Genomic DNA, 16592 nt, shown 5'->3' on the forward strand with positions numbered 1-16592 from the left:
GAAATCCGAAGGAGGCACAACCCATGGCCGTGACACACGAGACCGGCGACATCACCGGCACCAAGGACAAGGACTACAACCTGATCTGGTTCGTCGAACAGTGCCTGAGCAACGCACTGCGGCTGGAGACCTACATCGACGACGCCGAACGCGCGGGCGACCGCGAACTGGCCGACCTCTTCCGCCGTGCCCAGGCCGAAAGCCGCAAGGGCGCCGAACAGGGCAAGGACCACCTACGCCGCCGCATCGCCGGCTGACCGGCCCGCGCCCCCGTCTTACGACCGGTGACCGGCGCAGGCCACCGGGCGGTCCGTCTGGACCGCCCCTACATGCGAAAACCCCGGAGCCTGCCGCTCCGGGGTTTGTTCCGTCACCGCGGGGTACCGACTTGCGTCGCCACCCCGACAAGTGGGCGAGGAGGGATTTGAACCCTCACATCCTTTCGGACACACGGACCTGAACCGTGCGCGTCTGCCGTTCCGCCACCCGCCCTGGGCGTCGACCCGATTTCGGGTCGCTGAAAAGGCTAGCACGGGTATGACAGTGGTTAGGTCCCAGATACGCCGCGCGAACCTTCGCACCGATACGATCGTCTACCAGTGGGGAAGGGAGGTGCCCGTGGGCGTCATTCAGCGCTTCGAGCGACGGCTCGAGGGCATGGTCGAAGGGGCCTTCGCCCGTGCCTTCAAGTCTGAGCTGCAGCCTGTCGAGGTGGCCAGTGCTGTGCAGCGCGAGATGGACGATCGGGCGGCGATCGTGGCGCAGGGTCGCACGCTCGTTCCGAACGACTTCGTCGTGGAGATCTCTCAGCAGGACGGGCAGCGGCTCCAAGTGTACGCGGACAGCCTGAGCCAGGAGCTGGCGAACCTCGCACGCGAGTACGCGAAGGAACAGGGGTACTCCTTCGTGGGTCCGGTGCGCGTGCGGTTCGAGAACGCCGGCGACCTCGCCACCGGCATGTTCCGCATCCGGTCCGGGGTCATCCGGGGGTCGACCGTGGAGGGCGGGGAGATCCGCCAGCCGGTGAGCGATGTCCCCCGTGGGACACGTGGCGGGGTTTTCGGGGGGAACCCGCGGCTGCTGGTGACCACGGCCGTCGAAGGGTCGGACACGACCCAGCGCACCTATGAGATCAATACGCCCGTGACCCTGCTGGGTCGCGGTACGGACTGCGATCTGCGCCTTGTCGATCCCGGCGTGTCCCGGCACCATGCTGAGATACGCGTAGAAGGTCCCGAAATAGCTCTAGTGGATCTAGGGTCGACCAACGGCTCGTTCGTGAACGGGCAGCCGATCCGGCGGGTCACGCTGGTGGACGGCTCCCGAGTCACGATGGGCCGGACCACTCTTGTGTTCCGCCGCGATAGGGAGTAACCCCGACTCCGATGTCCCCTTTCACCCTCACCCTGATCAAGCTGGCGTTCCTCGCGGTCCTCTGGCTGTTCGTCATCGCGGCCGTCGGCGTGATCAGGGCCGACCTGTTCGGCTCCAGGGCCGCGACCAGGGCGGCGCAGCGCGCGTCGCAGCCGGGGCCGAGCCGGTCGCGGCAGCCCAGGCAGCCCCGGCAGTCCAGGCAGCCGAGTGAGCCGCGCAGCGCCCAGCAGGGCGCCCCGACGAAGCTGGTGGTCGTGCAGGGCGAACGGACCGGTACGGTCATCGACCTCACCGGGGTGCCCATCACCATCGGTCGGGCGAATGACGCCACACTCGTTGTGACCGACGACTACGCTTCGAGCCGGCATGCCCGACTTTATGCGCAGGACGGTCAGTGGATCGTGGAAGATCTCGGCTCGACCAATGGCACTTATCTCGGACGCACGAAAGTGAGCCGGCCGATGCCGGTTCCGCCCGGCGTACCGGTCCGTATCGGCAAGACCGTGATCGAGCTGCGCAAATGACACTGGGAATCCGCTACGCCGCGCGCTCCGACGTCGGCATGCTGCGCGAGGGCAACGAGGACTCGGCGTACGCGGGCGCGCACCTGCTCGCGGTCGCCGACGGCATGGGCGGGCACGTCGGCGGCGAGATCGCCAGCGCGGCGGCGATCGAGGCACTGCGGGCGCTCGACAAGGATCTGCCCGCGACGGAACTGCTGGCCGCGCTGGAACGCACGGTCAAGGCGGCCAACGACAACCTGCACCGGATCGTGGAGTCCGATCCCGCGCTCCAGGGCATGGGCACGACCCTGACGGCGATGCTGTGGGCGGGCAACCAGGTCGCGCTGGTCCACATCGGGGACTCTCGGGCGTATCTGCTGCGGGACGGCAGCCTGTTCCAGATCACTCATGACCACACGCTCGTCCAGTCCCTGGTGGACGAGGGACGGATCAGCCCGGACGAGGCGGCGTCGCATCCGCAGCGCTCGCTGCTGCTGCGGGCCCTGGACGGCCGCGGCGAGGTCGACCCCGACCTGTCGCTGCGGGAGGCGCAGGTCGGCGACCGTTACCTGCTGTGCTCGGACGGTCTGTCCGGCGTCGTCACGGCAGAGACGATCTTCCAGGTGCTGACGGACGTGGACGAGCCGGAACAGGCCGTCCGGCAACTGATCGACCTGGCGAACCGCGGCGGCGGTCCCGACAACATCACCTGCGTGGTGGCCGACGTCATCGACCTGGAGCGGCAGCCACCGACGGGCGGCCCCGGGCACGCGGTGGGCGCGGCGGCGAACACGTCGCCGCCGGAGCCGCCGGGCGGGGGACCCGGCGCGAACACCACCGCGGCCGACACCCCCGCCGGACGCGCCGCGCAACTACGCGACACCAGACCACAGCCACCGGTCGCGGTGGACGAGATGCCGCCCCCGCCCGCCCCCGCGCCGCTGCACGACCCGAGGGGCGGCCCGCCCATGCCGGGCGGGATGCAGCAGGCGCCGATGGAGCAGTTGCGGCGGGGCGGTCTCCGTAGATGGACGTGGCTGATCGTGGTGGCGGGCGTGGTCGTCGTCGCCGTCGCGGTGGGCGGGTTCGTGCTGGTGCAGAACGTCCGCAACGGCTACTACATCGGACAGGAGAACGGCCAGGCCCTCCTGTTCCGGGGCACGCCGCAAACGGTACTGGGCTTCGACATGTCCCGTCGCGCCAACGCCAAGAACCTTCAGAAGATCATGGTGGACGACCTCCCGCAGGACCTCCAGCAGCAGGTGAAGGCGACCTACACGGTCGACGGTCCGGGCGAGTGGCGAATGCTGGTCGACCGCGTCTGCAAGTACAGCCTCGTCGACCAGTCCGGCAACGTCGGCGTCGTGCGCGGCCGCGGCCAGCAGGACTGCAAGGAGAAGAACGTCAAGACCGCCGCCCTCGCGATCGCCGAACTGCCCGTCTCCGACGCCACGGCGATCACCAAGGGCGATGTCAAGAACATCATCGGGGCCGAGGCCGCACAGGCGAAGGTACGTGACCTGACCGCCCGTCGCGACGAGTGCAAGCAGCGCGACCCGCGCATCACGGACTGTCCCTCCGGCGGAGGGAAGTCCTAGATGCAGTCGATCGGGGACCAGATCCGGGCGCGTCTGCCGTACCAGCGGCGCAACGCGGCCTCGTTCGCCCTGCTGATCTTCGCGATGGTGCTGACGCTGTCGGCGTTCGCGGAGGTCGGGCTGGCCCGTGACGGCAATATTCCCGGCGGTCTGGTCGTGTACGGCGGTGGCCTCGCCGTGCTGGCCTTCATCGCCTACTTCGTCCAGATGCGCTTCACCCCGTACGCCGATCCGCTGCTGCTGCCGCTGGCGGTGGCGCTGAACGGCCTCGGGCTCGCGATGATCTACCGGCTGGACCTCGACACCAGCGCCGACCGCAAGATCGCCGTCGCCGCGGGCAAGGAGATCCTGAAGGACGCCGCCGACGCGCCCAACCAGCTGATGTGGACGTTCGTCGGCATCGGCCTGTTCGTCGCCGCGGTGCTGATCATGCGGGACACCGACAAGACCGACGCGCCGCTGTCGTTCACGCCGAAGACCGCGCAGCGCTACACGTACCTGATCGGCCTCAGCGCCCTCATGCTGCTGATGCTGCCGATCGTCCCCGGCATCGGCGCGGAGATCAACGGCGCCCGGGTGTGGATCCGGGTGGGCGGGTTCTCGGTGCAGCCGGGCGAGTTCGCCAAACTGCTGCTCGTCGTGTTCTTCGCCGGTTATCTGGTGAACAAGCGGCAGGCCATGTCGTTGATCGGCAAGAAGGTCGGGCCGCTCAGCCTGCCACGGGCCCGTGACCTCGGCCCGATCATGGTCATCTGGTTCTTCTGCCTCGGCGTCCTGTTCATGCAGAAGGACCTCGGTACCGCGCTGCTGTTCTTCGGCCTGTTCGTGTCGATGCTGTACATCGCGACACAGCGGGTGTCGTGGGTGTTCATCGGTGTCGGGCTGCTGGCGGTGGGCGTGTTCGTCTCGACGCTGCTGCCGTTCATGGGCCACGTCAACCAGCGCATCGACATCTGGCAGAACCCGAAGCCGTACTTCGACGGCGGTTGCCTGCTGGAGAGCGGCAAGGTCGTCCCGGTCAACCCGAACACCGAGATCTACAAGAAGTTCGACACCGAGGGCGCGATCTCGCCCGGCTACTCCGCCTGCGCCGATCTCGGCGGGACGTACGCCGACAGCGCGCAGCTGATGAAGGGCCTGTACGCGCTCGGGCAGGGCGGGGTGCTCGGCACGGGGCTCGGGCAGGGCGAGCCGTGGCGGACGCCCCTGTCCTTCAGCGACTTCATCTTCGACTCGATAGGCGAGGAGCTCGGGCTGACCGGGCTGATGGCGCTGTTGCTGATCTACGCGTTGATCGTGCAACGCGGGATGAAGACGGCCGTGGCCGCGCGTGACCCGTTCCTGAAGCTGTTCGCGGGGGGTGTCTCGTTCGTCCTGGCCCTCCAGGTCTTCGTGATCGTCGGTGGCGTCACGAAACTCATCCCGCTCACCGGTCTCACGACGCCGTTCCTGTCGCAGGGCGGTTCGTCGCTGATGGCCAACTGGATTCTGATCGCGATCCTGGTGCGGATGAGCCATGACGCGCGCAAGCCGGCCCCGCAGGCGATCCAGGACGAAGGCATGACCCAGATCGTGAGCACGAGGTGATTGGCGCCCTATGAGCATGGACAAGCCGGTTCGACGGGTGGCGATCTTCGCATTGCTGCTGTTCTTCGGACTGATGGCGCAGGTCAACTACGTCCAGGGCAGTCAGGCCGAAGATCTGCGGACCGACTCCAACAACGCCCGGCAGTACGCCGACGTGTTCAACTCGCCGCGCGGGCAGATCTCCGCGGGCGGCGAGGTGCTGGTGACGTCCACGAAGACCGGGAAGGACAACCCGAAGTACGGCCGCAACTACAAGGACGGCCCGGTCTTCGCGCCGATCACCGGGTACTTCAACGGGAACGCCACCCAGCTTGAGCGGGCCTACAACTCGCTGCTGGGCGGCAAGGACAAGCGGATCACGCAGCAGCACTGGTTCGACACGTTCATCGGCAAGAAGGCGGACGGCGCGAACCTGGAGCTGACGATCGACCCGGACGCGCAGCGGACGGCGTACGAGCAGCTGAAGGCGAAGACGCAGCAGGGCCGCCGCGGCGGCGCCGTGGTGATCGACGTGAAGACCGGCGCGATCAAGGTCGCGGCGTCATGGCCGTCCTTCGACCCGAACGAGGTGGCGCCGCAGACGGGTGAGAAGGGCGCCAAGCGGCTGGAGGAGCTGGACAAGGGCACCGGTGTCCTGCGGCCGCTGGTCGACAACGCGTTGAGCCAGACGTTCCCGCCCGGCTCGTCCTTCAAGGCGGTCACGTCGGCGATCGCGATGGAGCGCGACGGACTCAGCAGCTCGACCACCGTCAACACCGGCCAGCTGATCCTGCCGGAGTCGAACCGACCGCTGCCCAACTCCCACGACAGCGGCAGCTGTGCCGGCACCGCCACGTTGAAGAACGCGTTCGCCGAGTCGTGCAACACGACATTCGGCAAGATGGCGCTCGACATGGGCATCCAGCAGTTGCACGACGGATCCGCCAAGTTCGGGTTCGGGGAGCGCGTCAAGCTGGAGCCCGACATGTTCGCGGCCAAGAGCGAGGTGCCGGTGTCGTACACCGACGCGGAGGGAAAGACGGTCCCGACGGGCAAGGACGGGACCGCCCGGTCCGGCATCGGCCAGGAGAACGTGCGCTCCACCCCGCTGCAGATGGCGCTGGTCGCGGCCGCGATCGCGAACAAAGGCAAGATCATGAACCCGTATGTGGTGCAGAAGGTGCGCGCCAAGGACCAGAGTGAGCTGTACAACGCCTCCCCGAAGGAGTTCGGTAAGGCGATGAGCGAAGATCACGCGGAACAGCTCGCGGACATGATGCGGGCCGTGGTCGCCAGCGGTACCGCCACGAACCTGCGGGGCCAGCGGGTCGCGGGTAAGACCGGTACCGCCGAGCAGGACCCCGCGTCCGGTCTGCCGAACTCCCGGTGGTTCGTCGGGTTCAGCCCGGTCGAGAACCCGCGTTACGCCTTCGCCGTGGCGACCGAGGGTCCCGGCGACGGCGCCGCCAACGCCGGACCGATCGCCGCGGCGATCATGGCCAAGGTGTTGAAGAAGTGAACGGGGGCCTCGTCCTACACGGTCGCTACCGGCTGCTCGAGCGGCTGGCGGTCGGCGGGATGGGCGAGGTCTGGCGTGCGTCCGATGACGCGACGGGACGTCTGGTGGCGGTGAAGCTGCTGCGTCGCGAGTTCGGCTCGGACGCGACGGCTCGGGGCCGGTTCGCCGCGGAGGCACGGTTCGCGGCGGAGCTACGGCACCCCGGGATCGCGCGGGCGTTCGACTTCGGTGAGCAGGACGACCGGGCGTTCCTGGTGATGGAACTGGTGGCGGGCGAGCCGCTGGACCGGATCCTCGCCCGCGACGGCGGGTTGCCGCTGGAGGCCGTCCTCGACCTGCTGGCCCAGGCGGGCCGGGCGTTGACCGTGGCGCACCGGGCGGGCGTCGTGCACCGCGACGTGAAGCCCGCGAACCTGATGGTCTCCCCCGACGGAATCCTGAAGATCACCGATTTCGGGATCGCGCGGCAGCTGGCGGCGGCGTCCCAGACCGCGACCGGAATGGTCATGGGGACGGCGCACTACATCTCGCCGGAGCAGGCGCAGGGCCTGGAGCTGTCCCCGGCCGCCGACCTGTACTCGCTGGGCGTGGTCGCGTACGAGTGCCTGACGGGAGCGCCCCCGTTCGACGGTTCCACCCCGGTGGAGGTCGCGCTGCGGCATGTCAGGGAGGCGCCCGCGGAACTGCCGGCGCGGTTCCCGGTGGCGGCCCGTGACCTGATCATGGAGATGCTGGCGAAGCGGCCCACGGACCGTCCGGCCGACGCGGCGACCGTCGCCGAACGGGCCCTGGAGATCCGGGCGAGCCTCGCCTCCGGCCGGATGCCCCGGGTGGACGTGGGCGGACGGCGCTCGCGACCCACCGTCGTCACCCAGTCGACCACACTGTCCGGATTTGACGCGTCCGAGGCGATGGATACCCTCGCTTCGAGGCCGTGGCGCGGACAGCACCGTCTCAGCGGGCGCCCGGTGATGACGTACACGTCGGTGGCGGCGGTGCTGCTGGTGGTGTGCGTCGTCATGGCCGGTTCGCTGTGGCGCGGCTTCAACGATTTCAGCGAGAACAGGCACGACCCGCCCGGCGCACCCGCCACACGCCCGGTCGGGGACGGCACCTTCGACAATCCGGTCGCCTCCCCGGGCGGCGCGGCGAGGCACTGGTCACGTACCACACCCAGGCCGACTGTCATGCCACGGCAACCGACGCGTAGGATCCGTCCGTCAACGCCGGGGACGTCCGAAGCGTCCCCTACACAGAGGACACCCACGAAACCACCCGGGGCGACCCCCACCGCCCCCGAGCCGACACCGACCCTGCCGGAGAACCCCAGGACTCCGTCAACTCCGAGCCCGGATCCCTCTCCCACCGAGAGCGGGAAGCTAGGTTCAGGAGACAAGGTGTAGACGTACGAGGGAAAGTGCGCATATGAGTCAACCTCGGCTGCTCGGCGGCCGCTACGAGCTCGATACGGTGATCGGGCGAGGCGGCATGGCCGAGGTCTACCGTGCCCGAGACCTGCGCCTCGATCGCGTCGTCGCGGTCAAGACGCTGCGATCCGACCTGGCCCGCGACCACACGTTCCAGGCGCGGTTCCGGCGCGAGGCCCAGTCGGCGGCGTCATTGAACCACCCCTCCGTCATCGCCGTGTACGACACCGGCGAGGACATGATCGGCGACACCTCCATCCCGTACATCGTCATGGAGTACGTGGACGGAAGCACGCTGCGCGACCTGCTCAGGGAGAACCGCGCGCTGCTTCCGGAGAAGGCCCTGGAGGTCACCGACGGCATCCTCCGGGCCCTCGACTACAGCCACCGCGGCGGGATCGTCCACCGCGACATCAAACCGGCGAACGTGATGCTGACCCGGCAGCACGAGGTCAAGGTCATGGACTTCGGCATCGCCCGCGCCATGGCCGACTCCGCCGCGACGATGACGCAGACCGCGCAGGTGATCGGAACGGCGCAGTACCTGTCACCGGAACAGGCCCGCGGCGAACGCGTAGACGCCCGCAGCGACATCTACTCGACGGGCTGCGTCCTGTACGAACTGCTCACCGGGAAACCGCCGTTCACCGGTGACTCCCCCGTCGCCATCGCCTACCAGCACGTCCGGGAGGAACCCGTCCCGCCGTCGCAGGTCGACCCGCAGATCCCGCAGTGGGCCGACGCGATCGTGCTGAAGGCCATGGCGAAGGAGGCCGATCACCGCTACCAGAACGCGAACGAGTTCCGGCAGGAGATCCAACGCGTCCTGCAGGGCCAGCCGGTCGCGTCGACGGCCGCGTCCACGATGCTGATGGGCGCCCAGCCCCAGGGCACCCAGGTCATGAGCGGGTACCCCGGTCCCGCGCACACCCAGATGCGGCGCCCACCCGACGACTACGGCCTGCCGCCCGTCCGGTACGACGACGACCAACCCGAACGCGGCGGCGCCGGCAAGAAGGCCGCGCTGTGGGTCGGCCTCGCCGTCCTGTTCATCGGCGGCGCCGCCCTCATCGGCTGGATGCTGAGCGGCGGTGGCGGCGACAAGGCCGAACAGGTCGCCATCCCGCAGAGCATCGTCAACGTCTCCCAACAGGACGCCACCGCCGAACTCACCAAGCTCGGCTTCACGGTCGGCGAGCCGGAGAAGGAGTACAGCGACGAGATCAAGCGCGGCTACGTCATCAGCTCCAACCCGAAGCCCGGAACCAACGCGGCCAAGGGCGCGGCGGTGACACTGGTCGTCTCCAACGGCAAGAAGCCGCCCGAAGACGTCGAAGTGCCGGACGTGACCGGCAAACCGTACGCGGCCGCCAGGGCCCTGCTGATGAAGAGCGGCTTCGACGTCGAAAAGAAGGTCGAGTCGAACGACAACGTCCCACGCAACAGCGTCATCAGCACCAACCCGGCCGGCGGCTCCAGGGAACCCAAGGGCGCGACCATCACCGTGGTCGTCTCCAACGGCCCCACCAACCTCAAGGTGCCGGACCTGTTCAACAACAGCGAACGCGCAGCCTGCGGCAAGCTCGTCCGCCTCGGCCTGAAATGCAAGGTCGAGAAGGGCGCGCCCCCGCCGGAGAAGACCGTCGCCCCCGGCTTCGTCTACGACCAGCGCCCGACCCCGGACGCGACCGTCGCCCCGGGCGAGACGGTCACCATCTTCGTGGCCGCAGAACAACAGCCTCCCCCGACCGACGGCCCGACCGGCCCCCCGAACACCACCCTCCCCTGGCCACCCGGCGGTGGCGGAGGAGGCTGACCTGGGCGTTCGTCCGGCGCTACGGAAGATCTGAAAATTTCTGTTCAAATCCGTAACGTCCCACCCCGCCGTGACGAAGACCATAACGAGGGCTTCCGCCATTGCCCCCGAGTGGCGGAAGCCCTCGTTTTTATTGCAGTGCACTCCTCCTTCGGCCCTGGCGGGCCTCCATCGTCGTGAACTGCGGTGCGATCGCTGGCATCGACTCCGACTCGCCTAGCGGCTCGCTGCGCGATCAGGTTCTCGCTTCGCTTGAACCTGCCTTCGGACGCGATCGCAACGGTCGAGGTTGTCGCGGGGTTGCGGAGGCGGGCTGAGGTAGTCGCGTCCCAGAGGGCGAGGCACTGTGTTCATTGCAGTGCACTCCTCCTTCGGGCGCTGGGCGCCCTCCATCGTCGTGAACTGCGGTGCGATCGCTGGCATCGACTCCGACTCGCCTAACGGCTCGCTGCGCGATCAGGTTCTCGCTTCGCTTGAACCTGCCTTCGGACGCGATCGCAGTGGCCCAGGTTGTCGCGGGGTTGCGGAGGCGGGCTGAGGTCGCTGCGTCTCGAAGGCTGAACACGTCCCGTCAACGCGGCACGTTCATTGCAGTGCACTCCTCCTTCGGGCGCTGGGCGCCCTCCATCGTCGTGAACTGCGGTGCGATCGCTGGCATCGACTCCGACTCGCCTAACGGCTCGCTGCGCGATCAGGTTCTCGCAAGCTCGAACCTGCCTTCGGACGCGATCGCAAACCCTGAGGTGGTTGCCCGGTTGCTGTGGGGGCTGAGGTTGCTGCGCCCCGAAGGCTGAACACGTCCCGTCAGCGCGGCGTCTGCGTGGTTCTGCGCCTAGGGCAGTGCTTTGCAACCGCCTGGCGGCTCGCTGCGCGATCAACGGTCGGGGATCGCTGCTCATCAGGGCCGATCGGTTGGTGCGGCATCCACATGAGTGCTGTAGGCCGAGTCTCTCGTTCTGTGCTGCGAATGATCGCTGCGGCGCTCCGGCTCGCCTGGGCGATCAAGGGTTGAGATTGTCGCGTGGTCGCCGTGGCGCTCTTAGATGGATGCGTCTTAGAGGGCGTGGGCGTTGACAGCCAGCGCGGCAACCGTGTGACGGCTGGGGGTTGAGTCTTCTTCGTTGGGCGCTGTGGGTGATTGGTGCATCGCAGGGGCTTGCTGCGCGATCAGATGGGGGGCGGTGGGGTGTTTACGTGTGGGGGGTTGGGGTGCAGGTGGTTAGCCAGTTGTTCAGGAGGTGGTGGCCGTGGGTGGAGAGGATTGATTCGGGGTGGAACTGGATGCCCTCGATCGGGTGGGTGCGGTGGCGGAGGGCCATGATCACGCCGTTGGGGGTTTGGGCTGTTACCTGGAGGGTGGGTGGGACGGTTTCGGGGGCGACGGTCAGGGAGTGGTAGCGGGTTGCGGGGAAGGGGGAGGGGAGGTTGTGGAAGACGCCCTGGTCGTCGTGGATTATGTCGCTGGTGTAGCCGTGGAGGAGTTCGGGGGCGCGGGAGACCGTGGCGCCGTAGGCGTGGGCGATTACCTGGTGGCCAAGGCAGACGCCCAGGAGGGGGGTTCCGCGGTGGGCGGCGTCGTGGACGAGGTCCAGGCAGACTTCGGCGTCGGCGGGGTGGCCGGGGCCGGGGCTGAGGAGGACGCCGTCCACGGAGGCGGCGTCCTGGACGGTGACGTCCGAGCGGTCCTTGACCTGGCAGTCGGCGCCGAGTTCGAGCAGGTACTGGACGATGTTGTAGACGAAGCTGTCGTGGTTGTCGACGATCAGGATGCGCATTGTCGTCATTCGGGGATGGTGGAGCCGGTGGGTGTGGGACGGTCGACGACGCCGTGGTCGAACTGGAGTTTGGGCTCCAGCCAGGGGAAGATCATGTACCAGAAGATGGCCGCCACGACGATGATGAGGCCCAGGGCGGTGGCGGTCTTGGTCGGCCACTCGCCCGGTAGGCGGCGCCAGATCCAGGCGTACACGAGGGTCTCCTAGGTCACGCGGGGCAGCGTCGACGCCAACTCGCCGAAGATGATCATTCGTTTGGCGGCGGAGTACTTGGGGTGGCAGGTGGTGAGTGTGATCATCCGTTTGGTGGGTGTGCGCTTCGGATGGCGCGGGACGGGTGCGGTCACCTCGGTCGCCGACGGTTTCACGATAGCGCGGTCGGTCACCCGGTAGATGTACTGCTTGTCGCGGGTGTCGATGAGGATCTTGTCGCCGCGGTCGAGTTCGCCCAGGCGGTTGAACGGGGCGGAATAGGTGGTGCGGTGGCCGGAGACCACGAAGTTGCCGATCTGGCCCGGTAGGGCGGTGCCGGGGTAGTGGCCGGGGCCCTTGCGGAGGTCCTTGCGGTCGACGCCCTCGATGATCACGTAGTTGTAGTCCTTGCCGAAGCGGGGGATGCGGATCGTGGCGAGGCCCTTGCCGAGCTTCACCTGTTCCGTGGTGACCTTGCGCCAGTCTTTCTTGAGTTCGGTGTCCAGGCGGGTTTGTTGGGCCTGGGTGTAGCGGCCGGTGCCCCACAGTTCGTAGGTGACGAAGAGCATGACGATCAGTCCGGCGGTGATGCACAGTTCGCCCAGGCCACGGATGATCGTCCGCAACTCGTGTCCTCTCGGTCAGCCGGTCGGTGTCGCGTACTTCATCGTCACGTTGCCGGTGTAGGGGGGCAATGTGGCGCGCTCCACGGTCCGTACCGCGTAGCCGAGCCCGTGGGCGCGGACGTACCTGCGGTAGATCGCGATCTCGCGGGACGCGTCGAGCGCCGCGCGGAGCCGGTCCGGGTCGCCGACGGCGGTGATCCGGAACGGCGGCGAGTACACGACGCCCTGGAGGATCAGGGTATTGCCCACGCAACGGACGGCGCTCGTCGAGATCACGCGCTGGTCCATGATCTGCATGCCGGTGGCGCCGCCCGCCCACAACGCGTTGACGACGGCCTGAACGTCCGCCTGGTGGACGACGAGGTCGTCGGGGCGGACCCCGCTGGGAAGATCATCCCGTGGTGGTGCGTCATCGAGTGAGACTTCTACCGCCGTGCCGGAGAGTGGGGTGAATCCGGCGCCGGCCGCCAAGCGGTCCGCGTTGGACTGGGCCTGTTTCACTCGGGCGTCGTGACGTCCGGCCTCGCGAGAGATACCGTCGACTTCGTGGCGGAGCCGCCGGTACTCGGCGCGCTCCTGGCGGATGGCACGCTGTTCGGCGGCGATGAGCTCGGTGATCCGGGTGCGGCCCTGCTCGCGCAGGCTCGTACCGCGGGCCGTGCTCGCGCTCGCCGCGAACAGGGTCCCCGCAAGGAGCGTGAGAACTGGGATGATGCTTCCCCACGCTGGAAGCCGTACTCTGCACACCAGCGACTACGCTAACCGACAAAACACCCATGCGCGGTCCGGCGCTCCGGCCGCCGGACGCCCGAGGAGATCGAATCCACCGTGGCCAAGTCGAAAGTGCGCAAGAAGGCCGTTTACACGCCACCGCAGAAGTCCAAGGCTCCCGAGGTCAGCCCGCGCTGGCTGGTGCCCACGATGGTCGCGCTGTGGCTCGTCGGCCTGATCTGGATCGCCGTCTTCTACGTTACCGCTAGCACCGGCACCGACGTGCCGTACATGACCGACCTGCACAACTGGAACCTCGGCATCGGTTTCACGGCGATCATTCTCGGCGTGATCCTGTCGACCCGTTGGCGCTGACCCGCCAGTTATCCACAGGCTGGGGATCTCCCACCCCGGCTATCCCCAGGTTTTCCACAGGAACGCCGCTGCCGTGTAGTGCGGGCAGCGGCGTCCGTGGCTAGAACGTCGGGTTCAGTTCCGCCGTTCTGAGCAGGACGAGGGCCGTCATCAACGCGAAGGCGAGGACGGGCGCCCCGATGTGGAACAGGTTCCGCCGGGCGGACGGCGCGTAGCCGTACGCGGCGGCCAGGGCCGCGCCGATGACGAGCCCGCCGACATGTCCCTCCCAGGAGATGTTCGGCACCGAGAACGTGATCACCAGGTTGATCCCCAGCAGGAACACGATGGACCCGACCGGGCGGCCCAGCGCGCGGCCGAGGACGAAGTACGCGCCGAGAAGGCCGAAGATGGCACCGGACGCGCCGACGGCCGAGGACTGCGGGGCACCGACCATGTACAGCAGCACGGAGCCGCCCAGGCCCGAAAGCAGGTAGAGGGCGAGGAAGCGCCACCGTCCGAGCACCTGTTCCAAGGCGGGGCCGACCGCCCAGAGCAACCACATGTTGAACAGGATGTGGGTGACACCGAACGTCCCGCCGCGCTGATGCAGGAACATCGCGGTGAACAGCCGGTACCACTCGCCTTCCGCGACGCCGCCGACCTCGCCGTCGGGCAGGATGGCGCGGCCGAGCATCATGAACTCCCGCACGACGTTCCACGACGCCAGCTCGGCGAGGTAGGCGGCCACGCAGGCGCCGATGAGCGTGTAGGTGACGACCGGTGTGGTCGACGCGGCGGCCCGCGCTCCGACCGGCGTCCGCGGAACGGCCGTGCGGACGCCGCGGTTGCCCTCGCGAACACACTCGACGCACTGGTGCCCGACGGCCGCGTCCCGCATGCACTCCGGGCAGATGTAGCGGTCGCACCGGGTGCAGCGCACGTACGTCTCCCGCCCCGGATGCCGGTAACAGGTCGGCACCGAGGTTTCGGACGGATGACTCTGTTCTGTGCTCATCTGGGACTCCGGCCGTCGCGGGTTCTCACCCTGTGAACGACTAACGTCGTTCGATTGTCACCGACTCCAGAACGACGTCTGTCTTCGGACGGTCCTGGGCGCCGGTCTCGACCTTGCCGATCCGGTCGACGACGTCGGTGCCCTCGATGACCTTGCCGAAGATGGTGTGCCGACCGGTCAGGTGCTGGGTGTGGCCGACACTGAGCGTGATGAAGAACTGCGAGCCGTTGGTTCCGGGTCCGGCGTTGGCCATCGCCAGCAGGTACGGCTTGTTGAACTTCAGGTCGGGGTGGAACTCGTCCTTGAACTTGTAGCCGGGGTCGCCGGTGCCGGTGCCCAGCGGGTCACCGCCCTGGATCATGAACTGGTCGATGATGCGGTGGAAGATCGTGCCGTTGTAGAGCGGCGCGTTCGTCTTCTGGCCGGTCCGCGGATCATGCCAGGTCCTGGTGCCCTCGGCCAGCTCGACGAAGTTCGCCACCGTCTCCGGCGCCTGCTCCGGGTACAGCTGGACGACGATCGTGCCCATGGACGTGGTCAGCCTCGCGAAGATCTCGTTGGCCACGCTCTCTCCTCCGATTTCGGTGATGGTGATGACGCGGTCTCGGTCATGCCCGAATATGTCACGCTGAGTGATTGACCGGTCGCGTGTTCTGGGTTTACCCCCCGGACTCTGGGAAGGCTGCATGACAGGACCTCGCAAACAGGGAGGTTAGCGTGTCCCTAATGATCAATATCCGCCGGAAGCCGCCGGAGGACGTACGGACGCCCATCGGTCGCGCGCAGGACGTGGCCCGCCAGGGCGCCGAACTGTGCCGACAGGGGGCGTCCTCGGCGGCGGAGCGGATCATGCCCGTCGCGGGTGAGCGGGTCATGATCGTCCGCGGTTGGAGCGCACCGAGGCTCCGGCTTGCCGCCCGGTATGTGGAGACCGGGCTGGCTCCGCGGGTGAGTTCGTTTCTGAGCGATGTCGCCCATCGGGTCGAGCCGCCGAAACCGGCGAAGCCCGGACGTGGCGGCCTCATGACGATGATGGGGGTGGTCGCGGCCGTCGGCGTGGCCGGCGCGGTGGCGACCCGGCGCGGCGTCATCCGCGACCTGACCAAGGGTTCCGGTGAGCACGGAGCGGACGCCACCTCGGCCGACTCCATGACCGTCAGCGGTTCCGATGTCGACGGTCAGGTGCAGTCGCCGCACTGAGCCGTCCTGGACAGGTTGTTCGGCGGAGGGCCCGGCCACGAACGGCCGGGCCCTCCGCCGCATCACCGTCGGTTACTACCAACCGGTACGGTGAACGCCATGTCGCGGAGACGCTCGATCCGGCGTGAGGTTGCGGCGCGGGTCGAGCGGCGAACCCGCCAGGGTGTGCACCGGGCCGTCCACCATGCCTGGGACTGGGTCCGGCGGCACGGCGAGATCACACCGCAGACGCCCGGCGGCCGAAAATTCGCGTATCTGGGGGAAGGCGCGTGCATCGGATTCCCGGTCGGCGCCATCTATGGCGAGCCGTGGATCTCGATCGGCGACCACACCCTCGTCGGGACGCATGTGACGATCTCGGCGGGATTCGTCCCCGGCCTCGACCTGGGGCCGGACGTCATCGTCCGCATCGGCCGGAGCTGCTCGATCGGACGCGGGACGCACATCGTCGGCCACCAGTCGATCGAGATCGGCGATGACGTGTTCACCGGGCCGAACGTGTACATCACCGACCAGAACCACACTTATGGTGATCTGAACATGCCCATCGGACGGCAGTGGCCGGAGAACAACCCTGTCGTGATCGGCGACGGCTGCTGGATCGGCACCGCCGCGATCATCCTGCCGGGCACGCGCCTGGGGCGAAATGTCGCGGTCGCGGGCGGCGCCGTCGTCCGCGGCGAGTTCCCCGACCATGCGGTCATCGGCGGCGTACCCGCCAAGATCTTGCGCAGACACGACGGCGAGAGCTGGCAACCCCCGCTGCGCGGCACACCGGTGGCCTCCCTGAACGACCTCGCGTCACTGCCAATGCCCACCGTCGACGGCCTTCAAATCGTCCGGGACGAGGAAGACCCCACCAATTCCCGCGACGACGGTCTACTCAGCGAAGAGGCCGGATAACCAACCGAGC

General features: G+C 68.0%; 18 protein-coding genes and 1 tRNA gene. 12 read left to right on the forward strand and 7 right to left on the reverse strand.

Annotation, left to right across the window (positions count from 1 at the left end; genetic code table 11):
* Nucleotides 1-23 precede the first annotated feature (23 nt).
* Entirely contained in the window at nucleotides 24-257 is a 234-nt protein-coding gene (locus BZB76_RS03290; RefSeq protein WP_121432784.1) for a hypothetical protein, read from the forward strand.
* Nucleotides 258-409: 152 nt separating this feature from the next.
* On the opposite strand, the gene BZB76_RS03295 is transcribed toward BZB76_RS03290, so the two are convergent.
* Nucleotides 410-492: transfer RNA gene (locus BZB76_RS03295), tRNA-Leu, on the reverse strand.
* 126 nt (nucleotides 493-618) lie between these two features.
* On the opposite strand from BZB76_RS03295, the gene BZB76_RS03300 reads away from it, so the two are divergent.
* The 8 genes from BZB76_RS03300 (at nucleotide 619) to BZB76_RS34550 (ending at nucleotide 10597) form a co-directional block, all read left to right on the forward strand.
* Nucleotides 619-1374 (forward strand): FhaA domain-containing protein, encoded by a 756-nt coding sequence (locus BZB76_RS03300; protein ID WP_121433418.1) that lies wholly within the window; start codon nucleotides 619-621, stop codon nucleotides 1372-1374.
* 11 nt (nucleotides 1375-1385) lie between these two features.
* Nucleotides 1386-1898: an FHA domain-containing protein FhaB/FipA gene (locus BZB76_RS03305; protein WP_121432785.1), complete on the forward strand. Its 513-nt coding sequence runs from the start codon at nucleotides 1386-1388 to the stop codon at nucleotides 1896-1898.
* Nucleotides 1895-3475, forward strand: a complete 1581-nt coding sequence (locus BZB76_RS03310) for a Stp1/IreP family PP2C-type Ser/Thr phosphatase (protein WP_121432786.1) — start codon at nucleotides 1895-1897, stop codon at nucleotides 3473-3475. Before BZB76_RS03305 ends, BZB76_RS03310 begins: the two co-directional genes overlap by 4 nt.
* Complete coding sequence (locus tag BZB76_RS03315; RefSeq protein ID WP_121432787.1) at nucleotides 3476-5062, forward strand: FtsW/RodA/SpoVE family cell cycle protein; 1587 nt, start codon at nucleotides 3476-3478, stop codon at nucleotides 5060-5062. It begins immediately after the preceding gene.
* Between the two features lie 10 nt (nucleotides 5063-5072).
* Nucleotides 5073-6560 carry a peptidoglycan D,D-transpeptidase FtsI family protein gene (locus BZB76_RS03320; RefSeq protein ID WP_121432788.1) on the forward strand — a complete coding sequence of 496 codons (1488 nt, stop codon included), beginning with the start codon at nucleotides 5073-5075 and terminating at the stop codon, nucleotides 6558-6560.
* A complete protein-coding gene (locus tag BZB76_RS03325; protein WP_121432789.1) occupies nucleotides 6557-7963 on the forward strand; it encodes a serine/threonine-protein kinase in 1407 nt (468 codons plus the stop codon). The genes BZB76_RS03320 and BZB76_RS03325 overlap by 4 nt, the downstream gene beginning before the upstream one ends.
* Nucleotides 7964-7985: 22 nt before the next feature.
* A complete protein-coding gene (gene pknB / locus BZB76_RS03330) occupies nucleotides 7986-9803 on the forward strand; it encodes a Stk1 family PASTA domain-containing Ser/Thr kinase (protein WP_121432790.1) in 1818 nt (605 codons plus the stop codon).
* Between the two features lie 593 nt (nucleotides 9804-10396).
* On the forward strand, nucleotides 10397-10597 hold the full coding sequence (locus BZB76_RS34550) for a hypothetical protein (RefSeq protein ID WP_121432791.1): 201 nt from the start codon (nucleotides 10397-10399) through the stop codon (nucleotides 10595-10597).
* Between the two features lie 396 nt (nucleotides 10598-10993).
* Here the strand turns inward: BZB76_RS34550 and BZB76_RS03340 are convergent, their stop codons facing one another.
* From BZB76_RS03340 to BZB76_RS03355, 4 genes are read right to left on the reverse strand one after another with little or no spacing between them, the layout of a single operon-like run.
* On the reverse strand, nucleotides 10994-11587 hold the full coding sequence (locus tag BZB76_RS03340; protein WP_121432792.1) for an anthranilate synthase component II: 594 nt from the start codon (nucleotides 11585-11587) through the stop codon (nucleotides 10994-10996).
* Nucleotides 11584-11772, reverse strand: coding sequence for a hypothetical protein (locus BZB76_RS03345; protein WP_121432793.1), 189 nt, complete (start codon nucleotides 11770-11772; stop codon nucleotides 11584-11586). Before BZB76_RS03345 ends, BZB76_RS03340 begins: the two co-directional genes overlap by 4 nt.
* 9 nt (nucleotides 11773-11781) lie before the next feature.
* Nucleotides 11782-12396, reverse strand: a complete 615-nt coding sequence (locus BZB76_RS03350) for a class E sortase (RefSeq protein ID WP_147449299.1) — start codon at nucleotides 12394-12396, stop codon at nucleotides 11782-11784.
* A 15-nt stretch (nucleotides 12397-12411) separates the two neighbouring features.
* Nucleotides 12412-13143, reverse strand: a complete 732-nt coding sequence (locus BZB76_RS03355; protein WP_121432794.1) for a DUF881 domain-containing protein — start codon at nucleotides 13141-13143, stop codon at nucleotides 12412-12414.
* 81 nt (nucleotides 13144-13224) lie between these two features.
* Here BZB76_RS03355 and BZB76_RS03360 point away from each other — a divergent pair, with 81 nt between their 5' ends.
* Nucleotides 13225-13482, forward strand: a complete 258-nt coding sequence (locus tag BZB76_RS03360; protein ID WP_121432795.1) for a cell division protein CrgA — start codon at nucleotides 13225-13227, stop codon at nucleotides 13480-13482.
* A gap of 100 nt (nucleotides 13483-13582) precedes the next feature.
* On the opposite strand, the gene BZB76_RS03365 is transcribed toward BZB76_RS03360, so the two are convergent.
* Entirely contained in the window at nucleotides 13583-14479 is an 897-nt protein-coding gene (locus BZB76_RS03365; protein ID WP_121432796.1) for a rhomboid family intramembrane serine protease, read from the reverse strand.
* 40 nt (nucleotides 14480-14519) lie between these two features.
* A complete protein-coding gene (locus tag BZB76_RS03370; protein WP_121432797.1) occupies nucleotides 14520-15044 on the reverse strand; it encodes a peptidylprolyl isomerase in 525 nt (174 codons plus the stop codon).
* 152 nt (nucleotides 15045-15196) lie between these two features.
* On the opposite strand from BZB76_RS03370, the gene BZB76_RS03375 reads away from it, so the two are divergent.
* A complete protein-coding gene (locus BZB76_RS03375) occupies nucleotides 15197-15679 on the forward strand; it encodes a hypothetical protein (RefSeq protein ID WP_147449300.1) in 483 nt (160 codons plus the stop codon).
* Nucleotides 15680-15778: 99 nt separating this feature from the next.
* A complete protein-coding gene (locus tag BZB76_RS03380; protein WP_121432799.1) occupies nucleotides 15779-16582 on the forward strand; it encodes an acyltransferase in 804 nt (267 codons plus the stop codon).
* Nucleotides 16583-16592: the final 10 nt, after the last annotated feature.

Source organism: Actinomadura pelletieri DSM 43383, from assembly GCF_003634705.1.
Taxonomy (GTDB): Bacteria; Actinomycetota; Actinomycetes; order Streptosporangiales; family Streptosporangiaceae; genus Spirillospora; species Spirillospora pelletieri.